10 protein-coding genes and 1 pseudogene are annotated in these 13,540 nt (G+C 73.9%); 1 reads left to right on the top strand and 10 read right to left on the bottom strand.

Annotated elements, in window-relative coordinates; genetic code table 11:
* Positions 1-101 precede the first annotated feature (101 nt).
* The 4 genes from AB0N76_RS17200 to AB0N76_RS17215 all read right to left on the bottom strand — a co-directional run bounded on the left by AB0N76_RS17200 (position 102) and on the right by AB0N76_RS17215 (position 4,990).
* Positions 102-1,490, bottom strand: coding sequence for a S53 family peptidase (locus tag AB0N76_RS17200; RefSeq protein WP_363557867.1), 1,389 nt, complete (start codon positions 1,488-1,490; stop codon positions 102-104).
* Positions 1,491-1,694: 204 nt separating this feature from the next.
* Positions 1,695-2,453 carry a 3-oxoacyl-ACP reductase FabG gene (fabG, locus tag AB0N76_RS17205; protein WP_363557869.1) on the bottom strand — a complete coding sequence of 253 codons (759 nt, stop codon included), beginning with the start codon at positions 2,451-2,453 and terminating at the stop codon, positions 1,695-1,697.
* Positions 2,454-2,605: 152 nt separating this feature from the next.
* Positions 2,606-3,793 carry a thiolase family protein gene (locus tag AB0N76_RS17210; protein WP_363557871.1) on the bottom strand — a complete coding sequence of 396 codons (1,188 nt, stop codon included), beginning with the start codon at positions 3,791-3,793 and terminating at the stop codon, positions 2,606-2,608.
* A 48-nt stretch (positions 3,794-3,841) separates the two neighbouring features.
* A complete protein-coding gene (locus AB0N76_RS17215) occupies positions 3,842-4,990 on the bottom strand; it encodes an acyl-CoA dehydrogenase family protein (RefSeq protein ID WP_363557873.1) in 1,149 nt (382 codons plus the stop codon).
* A gap of 138 nt (positions 4,991-5,128) precedes the next feature.
* Here AB0N76_RS17215 and AB0N76_RS17220 point away from each other — a divergent pair.
* Positions 5,129-5,767: pseudogene (locus AB0N76_RS17220) on the top strand (TetR/AcrR family transcriptional regulator); the annotation flags it as partial.
* A 95-nt stretch (positions 5,768-5,862) separates the two neighbouring features.
* On the opposite strand, the gene AB0N76_RS17225 reads toward AB0N76_RS17220, so the two are convergent.
* The 6 genes from AB0N76_RS17225 to egtA all read right to left on the bottom strand — a co-directional run bounded on the left by AB0N76_RS17225 (position 5,863) and on the right by egtA (position 13,538).
* Positions 5,863-7,122, bottom strand: a complete 1,260-nt coding sequence (locus AB0N76_RS17225) for a nitric oxide synthase oxygenase (protein WP_363557875.1) — start codon at positions 7,120-7,122, stop codon at positions 5,863-5,865.
* A gap of 181 nt (positions 7,123-7,303) precedes the next feature.
* On the bottom strand, positions 7,304-8,740 hold the full coding sequence (locus tag AB0N76_RS17230) for a sugar porter family MFS transporter (RefSeq protein ID WP_363557877.1): 1,437 nt from the start codon (positions 8,738-8,740) through the stop codon (positions 7,304-7,306).
* Between the two features lie 140 nt (positions 8,741-8,880).
* Positions 8,881-9,852 (bottom strand): L-histidine N(alpha)-methyltransferase, encoded by a 972-nt coding sequence (egtD, locus tag AB0N76_RS17235; protein ID WP_363557879.1) that lies wholly within the window; start codon positions 9,850-9,852, stop codon positions 8,881-8,883.
* A gap of 67 nt (positions 9,853-9,919) precedes the next feature.
* Entirely contained in the window at positions 9,920-10,657 is a 738-nt protein-coding gene (gene egtC / locus AB0N76_RS17240) for an ergothioneine biosynthesis protein EgtC (protein WP_363557881.1), read from the bottom strand.
* Positions 10,657-12,162, bottom strand: coding sequence for an ergothioneine biosynthesis protein EgtB (gene egtB, locus AB0N76_RS17245; protein WP_363557883.1), 1,506 nt, complete (start codon positions 12,160-12,162; stop codon positions 10,657-10,659). The genes egtC and egtB overlap by 1 nt, the downstream gene beginning before the upstream one ends.
* Positions 12,159-13,538, bottom strand: coding sequence for an ergothioneine biosynthesis glutamate--cysteine ligase EgtA (gene egtA / locus AB0N76_RS17250; RefSeq protein ID WP_363557885.1), 1,380 nt, complete (start codon positions 13,536-13,538; stop codon positions 12,159-12,161). The genes egtB and egtA overlap by 4 nt, the downstream gene beginning before the upstream one ends.
* Between the last annotated feature and the right edge of the window lie 2 nt (positions 13,539-13,540).

The raw sequence follows: 13,540 nt of genomic DNA on the forward strand, positions 1-13,540 counted from the left end.
CTGCTTCGGCGACTCGCTTGCCCATCCCATCCCTGGCAGCAAACGGCGGAGTGGGAAGTCGGCGGGGCCGACTTCCCACTCCACACGGAGGTGCCGGTCCGTCAGCGGCCGGCGAGGGCGTGGACGAAGCGGGCGGCGTCGATGGTGCCGAGGCCGCTGGCCAGGTCGTAGCCCTTGGTGGCCTGGTAGCCGGTCACCTTGTCCCAGGAGTTGTCGCCGGTGGTCACGTCGACCAGGCCGCTCCACTGCTTCGGGAGCAGGTCGAGGCCGTACAGGCGCCAGTTGAGCTGGCCGAGGCGGCGGCCGGCGAGCTGGTCGGCGAGCGCGACGACGCCGGAGAAGATCGGCGCCGCCTCACTGGTGCCGCCGGTGAGGTGCCAGCCGGCCCGGGCGGGGTCGTAGGACTCGTACGTCCAGGCGCCGCCGTCGACGGCCGCGCTCATGCTGATGTCCGGGGTGCCGCGGTGGTTGCCGGTGACCTTCGCGACGCCGGCCTGGTACCAGGGCCGCTCGAACACGCCGGAGACCCCGCCGCCGCCCGCGCCGTACTGGTCGTGCCAGACCTTGTCGGGCGCGGTCCGCTTGCCCGCGTCGTCGAGGGTGAGCTGGGTACCGCCGATCGAGGTGACCAGCGGGTCGGAGGACGGCCAGGAGTTCACCCGGTACGGGTAGAGGTCGCTGCCGTTCTCCTGGGCGTCGGTGGCGCCGTTGTCGCCGGAGGAGGCGAGCACGGTGACGTCGTGCGCGGCGGCCTCCTTGAAGGCGTAGCGCAGGTTGGTGAGCGAGCTGAAGTCGCCCTTGGCGAAGCCGGGGAAGGTGTTCTCGGTGGCGCCGAAGCTCTGCGAGATCACGTCGGCGCGGCCGGACCGGATGAGGGCCTGTTCGGCGTCCATCATCTCGGGCAGGCCGGTGGTGCCCTCGGTCTCGGCGACCCCGGTCTCGACCAGGATGATGTGGGCGTCGGGCGCGATGGCGTGCGCGTACTCGACGTCGAGGGTGGCCTCGCCGGCCCAGCCGGTGTGGTCGGGGTTGGTGGGGTCGAAGGGCGGGACGTCGCCCCACTTGACCACCTCGACCTGGGTGTCGGGCAGGCCCCACTGCTTGTCGAAGACCTCCAGGTCGTGCTGGATGGTCGGCGAGCCGAAGGAGTCGACGATGACGATGGTGCGGCCCTTGCCGGTGACGCCCTCCTGGTAGAGGGGGTTCAGGTTGTAGGCCTCGCGGTACTGGAGCGGGGAGTAGCAGTGGATGCCGAGTTCGCTGACGCACTGTGTGGTGGACAGCGGCGCGGTGCGGCCGACGGCGTTGACGTGGCCGGCCGAGGCGGGGCGGACGTGGACGCCGGTGCGCTGGCCGGCGGCGTTGGCGTTGGCACCGGCGGCGGTCGGCGCGGCGGAGGTGGAGCCGGTGGACACGGTGCCGGCCGCGAGGGCGGTGGCCCCGACGGCGAGCAGGGCCAGGGCGCGGCGGAGGGTGCGGGAGCTGCCCATGGGACTCCTTGGGACGCAGGGCCCGGCCGGGATCGGACGGGTCGGTCCGGCCATCCCATCGAGTGCCGCATGATCATGCCATAGTCATTTCATACTGGCGACATGGTCGTCTTCGGCCACCGGAAAAGGTCAAGACCGTCCCAGGTGAAAGTAACCCACCACCGGGGACGGTCATCTGACCATCCGTCAGAAACGCCGATCGTGTCAGCGCGCCCCGCCGTTGACGTACAGCGTCTGGCCGCTGACGTAGGAGGCCTCCTCGCTCGCCAGGAAGGCGACCACCGAGGCGATCTCCTCCGGCTGCCCGACCCGCCGCAGCGGCGTCCGGGCGGCCACCTCGGTCTGGTGGTCCTCGGCCGTGGCGCCGACCCGCTCGGCCGTCGCGGCGGTCATCGCGGTGGCGATGTAGCCGGGGGCGACCGCGTTGACGTTGATGTTGAACGGGCCGAGCTCGATCGCCAGGGTGGCGGTCAGGCCCTGGATGCCGGCCTTCGCGGCGGCGTAGTTGGCCTGGCCGCGGTTGCCGAGCGCGGAGCGCGAGCTGAGCGAGACGATCTTGCCGTACTTCTGCGCCACCATGTACTTCTGGGCCACGTGGCTGCAGTTGTAGGCGCTGGTCAGGTTGACCGTCAGCACCGCGTCCCAGTCGGCCTTGGGCATCTTGAAGAACAGGTTGTCCCGGGTGATCCCGGCGTTGTTGATCAGGATGTGCACCCCGCCGAGGTCCTCGGCGATCCGGGCGAACACCGCGTCGACGGCGTCGTAGTCGGCCACGTCGCAGCCGTACGCCCTGGCGGTGCCGCCCTTGGCGGTGATCTCCTCGACGGTTCCGGCGGCCCGCTCGGCGCTGAGGTCGACCACGGCCACCGCCGCGCCCTCCTCGGCCAGCCGGCGGGCGGTCGCCGCGCCGATGCCCTGCGCCCCGCCGGTGACGACGGCGACCTTGCCTGCGAAACGAGTCACGGTGGTACTGCTCCTTCTGAGTGCGGGCTGACGACTGACAGAATCCGTCATCTGAAATCTGTCATCCGTCAGCTGTCATCTGATATCTGTTCGCTGTTATCTGTCAGTTGTCAGTTGTCAGTTGTCAGTTGTCAGCTGTCAGCCGCCCGCCGTCAGGCCGACTCCACCAGGACCGCCGTGCCCTGGCCGACCCCCACGCACATGGTGGCGAGCCCGCGCCCGGCGCCGGTGCGGCGCATCCGGTGCAGCAGGGTGGTGAGGATGCGGGCGCCGGAGCCGCCGAGCGGGTGGCCGAGCGCGATCGCGCCGCCGGTCGGGTTGACCAGCTCGGGGTCGAGCCCCAACTGGTCGACGGACGCCAGCACCTGGGCGGCGAAGGCCTCGTTCAGCTCCGCCTCCTCCAGCTGGTCGAGCGACCAGCCGGCCCGGGCGAGCGCCTTGCGGGTGGCCGGGACCGGCCCGATGCCCATCACGTCCGGGTGCACGCCCGCCGAGGCGCCGGCCACGTACCGGCCGAGCGGCTGGAGGCCGAACTCCCGCAGCGCCTCCTCGCTGACCAGGACGAGCCCGGCCGCGCCGTCGTTCATCGGCGAGGCGTTGCCCGCCGTCACCGTGCCGTTCGGCCGGAAGGCGGGCTTGAGTCGGGCCAGCTTCTCCAAGCTGGTGTCCTCGCGGATCCCCTCGTCCTGGCTGACGGTCACCCCGTCCGGCCGCTCCACCGGGATCAGCTCGGCGTCGAAGTGGCCGTCCTTGCGGGCGGCGGCGGCCCGCTGGTGGCTGCGGAGCGCCCAGGCGTCCTGCCGTTCGCGGCCGACCCCGTACCGGCCGGCCACCTCCTCGGCGGTCTCGCCCATGGAGAGCACGCCGTGCAGCTCCGCCATCCGCGGGTTGGTGAGCCGCCAGCCGAGCCGGGTGTCGAAGGTCTCGATCCGGTGCGGCAGCGCCTCGTCGGGCCGGGGGAGGACGAACGGGGCGCGGGTCATCGACTCGCAGCCGCCGGCGAGCACGACGTCCGCCTCGCCGGAGCCGATCGCCCGGGCGGCCATGGTGACCGCCTCCAGGCCGGAGGCGCAGAGCCGGTTGACGGTGGCGCCGGGGACGCTGTCCGGAAGTCCGGCGAGCAGGACGGCCATCCGGGCGGCGTTGCGGTTGTCCTCGCCGGCCTGGTTGGCGGCGCCCCAGTAGACGTCGTCGATCCGGGCCGGGTCGAGGGTGGGCAGGTCGGCGAGCAGGGCGCGCAGCACGGTGGCCGAGAGGTCGTCCGGGCGGACCGCGGCGAGCGCTCCGCGCAGCCGGCCGATGGGTGTGCGGCGGGCTGCGGCGAAGTAGACAGGACGCACGACGTCGGGCTCCTTGTCGAGAGGGGTGGGTGAGAGGGGAGGAGACGCTCAGAAGGCGTTGACGCCGGTGAGCGCGCGTCCGATGAGCAGGTGGTGGATCTGGCTGGTGCCCTCGTAGAGGGTCATCACCCGCGCGTCGCGCAGGTACTTGCCGACGGGGTACTCGTCGATGAAGCCGTAGCCGCCGAAGACCTGGAGCGCGTTGTTGGCGGCCCGGACGGCGGCCTCGCTGGCGAACAGCTTGGCGATCGAGGACTCGGTGGCGAACGGCAGGCCGCGTTCGATGTGGTCGGCGACCTTCCAGGTGAGCAGCCGGGCCGCCTCGACGTCCACGGCGATCCCGGCGAGCAGTTCCTGCACCAGCTGGTGCGAGGCGATCGGCGCGCCGAACTGCTCGCGCTCGCCGGCGTACCGGACTGCGGCCTCCAGGCAGGCCCGGGCGATGCCGACGCAGCCGGCCGCGACCGACATCCGGCCCTTGGCGAGCGCGGCCATGGCGACGGTGAAGCCCTTGCCGAGCTCGCCGAGCCGGGCGCCGTCGGGCACCCGGACGGCGTCGAGGGCGAGTTCGGCGGTGGCCTGGCCGCGCAGGCCGAGCTTGCCGTGGATCTCGGTGCGGGTGAAGCCGGGCAGGTCGGTGGGGACGAGGAAGGCGGTGACGCCCCGGTGTCCGGCCTCGCCGGTGCGGGCGAAGACGAGGGCGACGTCGGCCCAGGTGCCGTTGGTGATGAACATCTTGGCGCCGCTGATCAGCCAGTCGTCGCCGTCGCGGACGGCCCGGGTGGTGAGGTTGGCGGCGTCGGAGCCGGTGCCGGGCTCGGTGAGGGCGAAGCAGCCGAGCGCCTCGCCGGAGGTGAGCCGGGGCAGCCAGTGCCGCTTCTGCTCCTCGGTGCCGAAGGCGTTGACCGACTTGGCGACCAGACCGAGCGAGACCGAGACGATGCCGCGCACGGCGGAGTCGCCCCGGCCCAGTTCCTCCAGGACGAGGCAGTAGGCGAGGTGGTCGCCGCCGCTGCCGCCGTACTCCTCGGGGATGGTCAGGCCGAGGAAGCCGAGCTTGCCGAGCTTGCCGATGATCGCGCGGTCGACGGACTCGGCCCGGTCCCAGGCGGCCGCGTGCGGCACGATCTCGCGGTCGGTGAAGGAGGCCGCGAGGTCGCGGACGGCGGCCTGCTCCGCGGAGAGTTCCAGGTCCATCGGGACGCCCCCAGCTAAACTAGCGCTGCAAGTTTTACGAGGGACTGTAGCCCCGACCGGCCGCTCTGGGAAGGGCCGCCTGCCAGAATCGGTCCCCGCCCCACCCGACTGGACGCACGTACCGGAGGAACCGCGCCGATGGCCCGCCCGCGCACCCCCCTGCTCAGCCGCGAGCGCATCGTCGCCGCCGCTCTGCGACTCGTCGACGAGGAGGGCCTGGCCGCCCTCTCCACCCGCCGGCTGGCCGGCGAGCTGTCGGTGAGCGGGCCGTCCCTCTACAACCACTTCGCCACCAAGGACGAGCTGCTGGACGCGGTGGTGGACGGGGTGATCGGCGAGGTCGACCTGTCGATGTTCGCGGCCGGCGGGCCCTGGCCGGAGGCGCTGCGCGGCTGGGCCCGCTCGTACCGGGCCGCGCTGGCCGCCCACCCCAACATCGTCCCGGTGCTGGCCCAGGGCCCCGGACGGCGGCCGAACGCGCTGCGGCTGGCCGACGCCGTGTTCGGCTGCCTGGTCGAGGCGGGCTGGCCGCGCGGGCAGGCGACCCGGATCGGCGCGCTGATGCGGTACTTCGTCACCGGCTCGGCCCTGGCCTCCTTCGCGGCCGGCTTCCCGGAGGACGCCGGGCTGTACGACGCGGCCGACTACCCGCACCTCGGCGAGGCGCACCGGCTGGCCGAGCACCGGGCGGCCGTCGACGAGGGCGCCTTCGAGACCGGACTGGAGGCGCTCCTCGACGGGCTGGTCCTACGCTTCGAACGACTCCCGGAGCGGCCGCCCGTCCACCGGGACCCGCGTCACCGGGACCCGCGTGACCAGGACCCGCGTGACCAGGACCCGCGTGACCAGGACCCGCGTGACCAGGACCCGCGTCACCAGGGCTCCCGGGCCACGAACGCGGGCCGCGCCGAGGGGTCCACCGGGTCGTAGTACCGGTGGTAGACGGGGGTCAGCCCGCCGGAGACCGGCGGCACGATCCAGCTCCAGTCGGCGGGCGTCGGCCGCCCGAGCCGCCGCTCCTGGGCGATGTGCCGCAGGAACCGCTCGGACTCGGTGTGGTGGTCGGCCATCGTCACCCCGGCCTCCTGGAACGAGTGCAGCACCGCCACGTTGAGCTCCACCAGCGCGCGGTCCCGCCAGAGCGTGCGCTCGCTGGAGGTGTCCAGCCCGAGCCGGCCGGCGACGGTCGCCAGCAGGTCGTAGCGGTCCGCGTCGGCGAGGTTGCGGGCGCCGATCTCGGTGCCCATGTACCAGCCGTTGAACGGCGCGGTGGGGTAGCGGACACCGCCGATCTCCAGCGTCATGTCGCTGATCGCGGGCACCGCGTACCAGCGCAGGCCGAGCTCGGCGAACCACGCGTGGTCGGGGTGGAGGAGCCGGACCTCCAGCGTGGTGTCCTCCGGCAGCTCGTACCACTCGGGCCGCTCGCCGGGCCGCTCCTGGACCAGCAGCGGCAGCACCTCGAACGGCTCCTCCGCGCACTTCCAGCCGAGGTCCCGGGCCCGCGCGGTGAGCTGGGCGCCCGCCGGGTCGCCGGTCCAGCCGCCGTCCGGCCCGGGGTGGCCGGCGTACCGGACCAGCTGCTGGTTGAGGATGCGGGCGGCCGGACGGCCGGGCCGGTCGGGGGCGAACACCGAGACCACCGGGCGGATCCGGCCGCCGTTGGTGGCGGTGCGCAGGTGGGCGAAGCACTCGGCGGCGATGTCGTCGGCGGAGCCGAGGTGCCGCAGGTCGCGCACCACCAGGCTGCGCCAGTAGAGCCGGCCGATGCAGCGGGCCGCGTTGCGCCAGGCCAGCTTGGCGCCGTAGGCGAGTTCGGCGGGGGTGTGCTCGTAGGTGCCGGTGCGGTCGATCTCGTCCAGGACGGCGCGGATCCGTTCGGCGGGGTCGCCGGTGCCGGGCTGCTCCAGGTGGAACTGGCGGACGAAGTCGGCGGCCTGCCGGGGGTCGGTGAAGTGGTCGGCGAACCGGTCGTCGAGGGCGGCCGGGGCCGGGCGGCCGGGCGGCTCCTCGGGGACCAGGTGGCCGTGGACGTGGGCGTGCGAGTACGGGCAGGCGCCGCCGGGCACGGCGGCGGGTCGGCGCGTGCTGCGGGCGCCGCGGGTGCGAAGCCGGTCGAAGATCAAGGACATCCCTCCTGCCGCCCAGGGATACCGGAGGTGTCGCCGCCGCCGCAGGGAGTGAACGATTCGGCCCCCGCACCCGGCGGGTTGGCGCTAGGGTGCGGGGGCCGAGAGGTCCGGCCGGGTGGGGCCGAGGCCCGACCGCGGGGGTCGGGGGGCTCGTCCGCGGGGCCGGGATCCGGCGGGGGACTCAGCCCATGTCCTCCAGCCGGACGCCCTTGGTCTCCTTCATGAACTTCGCCACGAAGAGGATCGACAGCGCGGCGAAGCCCGCGTAGGCGAGATAGGTCGCGGAGAGGTTCCAGCGCGAGAGCGCCGGGAACGAGACGGTGATCGCCCAGTTGGCGATCCACTGCGCGGAGGCGGCCACCGAGAGCGCGGCGGCGCGGATCCGGTTGGGGAACATCTCGCCGAGCATCACCCAGACCACCACGCCCCAGGAGAGCGCGAAGAACAGCACGAAGGCGTTGGCCGAGATCAGCGCCACGGTGCCCTGGAGGTCGGGCAGGGTGACCTGGTCGCCGCTGCCGGTGGCGGAGGAGAACGCCCAGGCGCAGGCGCCCAGCGCGAGCGCCATGCCGGCCGAGCCGATCAGCGCGAGCGGCTTGCGGCCGATCCGGTCGACCAGCAGGATCGCGATCGCGGTGCCGAGGATGTTGATGACCGAGCCGATGAAGCTGATCAGCAGCGAGTTGGACTGGTCGATGCCGACGGACTGCCAGAGGATCGACGAGTAGTAGAAGATCACGTTGATGCCGACGAGCTGCTGGAAGACCGACAGCCCGATGCCGACCCAGACGATCGGCAGCAGGCCGAACCGCCCGCCGAGCAGGTCGCGGAAGCGCGGCCGGTGGTCGGAGTCGATCAGCCCCTGGATCTCGGTGATCCGGGCGTCGGTGTCGGCGTGCTCGCCCTCGACGTCGGCGAGCACGGTGCGGGCCTCGTCGAGCCGGCCGGCCGCGATCAGGAAGCGCGGCGACTCGGGGATGGTCGAGGCGAGCACGAAGTAGACCGCGGCGGGCACGACGCAGATGCCGAGCATCCACTGCCAGGCCTCCAGGCCGAGCAGTCGGCCGCGGGTGTCACCGCCGGCGGCGTCCGCCAGTACCCAGTTGACCAGCTGCGAGATGGCGATGCCGAGCACGATGGCCGCCTGCTGGAACGAGGCCAGCCGGCCGCGGTACTTGGTCGGCGCCACCTCGGCGATGTAGGTCGGGGCGATCACCGAGGCGATGCCGATGGCCGCTCCGCCGAGGACGCGCCAGAGCGCGAGGTCCCAGGCGGAGAACGGCAGCATCGAGCCGATCGCGCTCACCGCGAAGAGCAGGGCGCCGGCCTTCATCACGGTGATCCGGCCGTACCGGTCGGCGAACCGGCCGGCCAGCGCGGCGCCGACCGCCGAGCCCAGCAGCGCGGAGGAGACGATCAGACCGGTCACGCCGTCGCCGACGCCGAACTTCTCCTGGATGCCGGAGACCGCGCCGTTGATCACGGAGCTGTCGTAGCCGAACAGGAACCCGCCGAGGGCCGCGGCGGCGGTGATGAAGACGACGAAGCCGAGCCGGCCGGACGGGGCCGGCCCGGACTCCGCCGCGGAGGGCCCCGCGGGCTGCTGGGTGACGCTCACGATCTTGACTCCTGATACTCAACGCTGAGCTTGGTAGCCGAGATCGTAACCCCTCAATGTTCAAGTGTTGTACGCGGGATGCCCGTCAAATCCCTTTGCCAATTAGTAAGGTGAACTATCAAATAGCTCCCTGCGGGCGGCTAGGCCGGCTGCGCCAAGGAGAGGCCGAAGCGGCCCTGGTCGTCCGTCCACCAGGCCGCGAGCCGCAGACCGGCGGTGGCCAGCTCCTCCGCCACCCGCTCCCGCCGGAACTTCGCCGACACCTCGGTGCGCAGCTCCTCGCCCGCTTCGAAGTGCACCGGCAGGTCCAGCGCCGGGATCTTCACGGTCTGCGCCTTCAGCGAGCGCAGCCGCATCTCGATCCACTCCTGCTCGGCGTCCCAGAGCGCCACGTGCTCGAACGACTCGGGCTCGAAGTCGGCGCCCAGCTCCCGGTTGAGCACGTCGAGGACGTTCCGGTTGAACGCGGCGGTCACCCCGGCCGCGTCGTCGTAGGCGGCGACCAGCACCGCCGGGTCCTTGACCAGGTCGGTGCCGAGCAGCAGGAAGTCGCCCGGGTCGAGGGCGGCGCGCAGCCCGCGCAGGAAGGCGGCCCGCTCGACCGGCAGCAGGTTGCCGAGGGTGCCGCCGAGGAAGGCGACCAGGCGCGGGCCGCCGACGGCCGGCAGGCCGAGCCCGGCGGTGAAGTCGGCCAGCACGCCGTGCACCGAGAGCCCCGGGTACTCGGTGGCGAGCGCCTCGCCGGCCGCGGTCAGCGCGCTCTCGCTGACGTCCACCGGCACGTAGGCGTCCAGGGTGCCGAGGTCGCGCAGCGCGTCCAGCAGCAGCCGGGTCTTCTCGGAGGAGCCCGAGCCGAGCTCGACCAGGGTGCCGGCCCGGGTGGCGGCGGCGATCTCGCCGGCCCGGGCGGTCAGGATGGCCCGCTCGGCGCGGGTCGGGTAGTACTCGGGCAGCCGGGTGATCTCCTCGAACAGCTCGCTGCCCCGCGCGTCGTAGAACCACTTGGGCGGCAGCGACTTGGGATCGGAGGTCAGGCCGGTCTGGACGTCCTGCCGCAGCGCGGTGCTGAAGTGGTCCTCGGGCAGCAGTCGGGTGAGATCAAAGGTGCTCATGACGGATGGATCCTCTGTTCAGGAAGTGAAGTGAAGGGGGAAGAGCTGCGGCTTCGGCGCGGCGTCCTCAGAGCGCTGTGACGACGACCCCGTCCGGTCCGGCCCGCAGCAGTGACCGGTCCGGCACCGCCGTCCAGTCCGGAGCGTCGTCCGAGGGCTCCGAGGCCACCAGCACGCCGAGCCCGGGCAGGGTCCGGTGGTGCAGGGTGTCGCCCCAGGTCGTCGCCGCGAGTTCGCGGCCGTCGGTGAGCAGCAGGTTCAGCCGGCCCCCGCCGTGCGCCTCGGCGTCCGCGACGGTCGCGGCCAGCGCCTCGCCGAGCCCGGCGCCCGCCCGCAGGCGGTGCAGGACGAGCGCCCAGAGCAGCGCCGAGTCGGTGCGCGCCGCCAGGTCGAGCAGCTCGGCCGGCGGCAGCAGTGCGGCGAGCCCGCCGGACTTCCCCGGCCAGCCGGACAGCATCCCGTTGTGGCTGAACAGCCAGCGGTCGGCGGCGAACGGCGCGGCCGCCTGCTCGCCCTCCGCGCAGCCGTCGGTGGCCGAGCGGACGGCCGCCAGCAGCGCCCGGGTGCGCAGGACCCGGGCGAGGTCGGCGAACGAGGGGTCGGCCCAGACCGCGCCGGCCCGCCGGTAGCGGGCCGGGACGTCGTCGCCGTCCGCGTACCAGCCGAGGCCGAAGCCGTCCACGTTGACCGTGCCGTAGCGCTGCAGGCGTGGCGCCCAGGACTGCCGGTAGAGCCCGAACGGCGGGTCGACCAGCAGCTTCCGGGGCGCCACCGGCTCACCCAGGTACGCGAGGTGACGGCACATCAGTTGCCCCCCGCGGTCCGGTCGGCGGCTCCGGCGGCAGCGGCGGGACCGGCGGTACCGGCACCGTCCTCGACGTCGGCGGCGGTGCGGAAGCCGGCGAAGATCTGCCGCCGGACCGGGTAGTCCCAGTTGCGGAAGGTGCCCCGGCAGGCGACCGGCGCCACCGCGAAGCAGCCGCCGCGCAGGACCTTGTACTCCGGCCCGAAGAACACCTCCGAGTACTCCCGGTACGGCCAGGCCCGGAAGCCCGGGTACGGCAGGAAGTCGCTGGCCGTCCACTCCCACACGTCGCCCATCAACTGCCGTACCCCGTACGGGGACCGGCCCTCCGGGTAGCTGCCGGCCGGGGCCGGGCGCAGGTGGCGCTGGCCCAGGTTGGCGTGCTCGGGGCCGGGCGTGCCGTCGCCCCACGGGTAGCGGCGCGAGCGGTCGGCGGCCGGGTCGTGCCGGGCGGCCTTCTCCCACTCGGCCTCGGTCGGCAGCCGGCGTCCGGCCCAGCGCGCGTAGGCGTCCGCCTCGTACCAGCTGACGTGCAGCACCGGTTCGTCGAGCGGGACCGGCTCCAGCACCCCGAACCGGCGGCGCAGCCACTGGCCGTCCTCCTGGCGCCAGAACAGCGGGGCGGTCAGCCCGGCCCGGCGCCGGTGCGCCCAGCCCTCGGGTGTCCACCAGTGCGGCTCGTCGTAGCCGCCGTCGGCGATGAACCGCAGGTAGGCGCCGTTGGTGACCGGGGTGGTGTCCAACCGGAAGGCGGGCAGGTCGACGCGGTGGGCGGGGCGTTCGTTGTCCAGCGCCCACGGCTCGGTGTCGGTGCCCATGGTGAACGGGCCGGCCGGGATCAGCACCTCGGCGGGCAGCGCGGCGGCGTCGGCCGGGGCGGGCGGCGGCGGGGGAGCGGCCAGGGCCGGTTCGCCGACCCGGAGCTGATGGGTGATCAGCATGGTCTCGTCGTGCTGCTGTTCGTGCTGGGCGATCATGCCGAAGGCGAAGCCGTCGGTCAGCAGCGGCGCTCCCTCCAGCGGGCTGGCGGCGAGCAGGTCGAGCACCCGGCCGCGGACCTCGTGCGCGTACGCGCGGGCCTCGGCGGGCGGCAGCAGCGGCAGGCTCGGCCGTTCGGCGCGCGGGTGCTCGAAGGCGTCGTAGAGCGGGTCGATCTCGGGGTGCATCGGGTCCCGGCCGCCGACGTTGCGCAGCAGCCAGAGCTCCTCCTGGTTGCCGATGTGCGCGAGGTCCCAGACCAGCGGGGACATCAGCGGGGAGTGCTGGGCGGTGAGGTCGCGGTCGTCGACGCAGTCGGTCAGCGCGGCGGTCCGGGCGCGGGCGGCCAGCAGCTCGGCGGCGATCGCCTCCCGGAGGGCCGCCGGGGCGAGGGCCTCCGGCGCGAGGGTCTGCGGTGCGAGGGTCTGTGGTGCGAGGGCGTCCGACGCGGGACGGCCGGCCGGTCGGACCGGGCGGGCCTCGCGGGTGCCGGGGGCGGTTCCGGCTGCGCGGGTGTCGTCGATCATGGTGCGGCCTCCTCCGGGGGAGTGCGTCGGGTGCCGGCGCGCAGGGCGTCCAGCTGGTCGTCGGCGGGGCAGCGGCCGCGCGCGGGGTAGCGCTCGGCGAACCCGGCGACGGCGGCGCGCAGCGGCTCGGCGCCGGGCAGTCGGCCCAGCGCGGCGTCGGCGGCGGCGAAACAGCCCAGGGTGGCGCGGCGCAGCTCGGGGTCGGCGACGGCCAGGGTGGCGGCCCGGCGCCAGACGTCGCTGCGCGGCGCGCGCGGCCGTCCGGGGGCGGGCGGGGACTCCAGCGGCTCCAGCGGCTCCAGGGGCTCCAGCGCGGCGAGCGCGGCCTCCGCGGCGACCGGGTCGTCCAGCAGCGCGGTGACCAGGGCGGCGGGCACGATCCAGCCGTCGCCGGGCTGGGCGTCGATCATCCGCAGTTCGAGGTGGCCGCGCGGGCGCACCGGCGGGAACAGCGTGGTGCGGTGGTAGTCGAGGTCGGCCAGGGTCGGCGGGCGCTCGCCGGCGCCGCGCAGCCAGTCACCGAAGGTCAGTCCGGCGGGCGCGGTCCACGGCAGGCTGTCGGCGCGGCGGACGCACAGCACCTCGGCGTCCAGCACGTACCGGGTCCAGGCCTCGCGCGGGTCGCCGTGGTCGGGCGCGGGGGCGAGCGTGCGGGTGGGGTCCATCCGGGACCAGACGGTCTGCCGGGTGGACCGGTGGCCGGTCGGGCGGCCGTCCAGCAGCGGCGAGTTGGCGAAGGCGGCGACCAGTACCGGGCCGAGCCGGTGGGCGAGGCGCCAGCGGCGGTCGAGCGCCTGCGGGCCGCTCTCGGTGCCGGCGTCCACGCAGACCTGGAGTGAGGCGGTGCCGGTCATCATGATCCGGCCCCAGGGGCCGGCCGAGTCGAAGAACCGTTCCATCGCCAGGTAGCGCGGGTGGTTCAGCACCATCTGCCGGGGGCGGGCCAGCGGGTCGGTCCCGGTGCCGGTGAGGCGCAGGCCCTGCGCCGCGAAGGCGGCCCGCAGGGCGGCGAGGTCGCGCCGGGTGTCGGCGACGCAGCCGGTGAGGCTGTCGGCGGGCGGGGAGCTGAGCTCGACCTGACCGCCGGGTTCGAGGGTGAGGCGGGCGCCGGAGGGGAGCGAGGTCCCGTCGGGGCCGCCGAGCGGTAGTGCGTCCAGTGCGGCGTGCAGCCGTTCAGGGGGGACGGGCCGGGTGGGACATCGGTCGTCGTGGACGAACCACTCGACCTCCACGCCGACCAGCCTGGGCGGGCCGATCTTGAAGCAGACGCCCGCCATGTGGCTGCGCGCCGCCGACTCGGTGAGCGGGGTGACCGCCTCGGGGGGCGGATCGGCGCTCTGCCGGTCGGTCGGGCTGGTCGGTCGTACGGGTATCACCG

It is taken from the genome of Kitasatospora sp. NPDC093806 (assembly GCF_040683335.1).
In the GTDB taxonomy this organism is placed as follows: domain Bacteria; phylum Actinomycetota; class Actinomycetes; order Streptomycetales; family Streptomycetaceae; genus Kitasatospora.

Bases quoted from the DNA above. Each gene is read 5' to 3' on its own strand.
- AB0N76_RS17200 (WP_363557867.1), bottom strand. From the start codon at position 1,490: ATGGGCAGCTCCCGCACCCTCCGCCGCGCCCTGGCCCTGCTCGCCGTC.
- AB0N76_RS17215 (WP_363557873.1), bottom strand. From the start codon at position 4,990: ATGGACCTGGAACTCTCCGCGGAGCAGGCCGCCGTCCGCGACCTCGCG.
- AB0N76_RS17225 (WP_363557875.1), bottom strand. From the start codon at position 7,122: ATGTCCTTGATCTTCGACCGGCTTCGCACCCGCGGCGCCCGCAGCACG.
- egtD (WP_363557879.1), bottom strand. From the start codon at position 9,852: ATGAGCACCTTTGATCTCACCCGACTGCTGCCCGAGGACCACTTCAGC.
- egtC (WP_363557881.1), bottom strand. From the start codon at position 10,657: ATGTGCCGTCACCTCGCGTACCTGGGTGAGCCGGTGGCGCCCCGGAAG.
- egtB (WP_363557883.1), bottom strand. From the start codon at position 12,162: ATGATCGACGACACCCGCGCAGCCGGAACCGCCCCCGGCACCCGCGAG.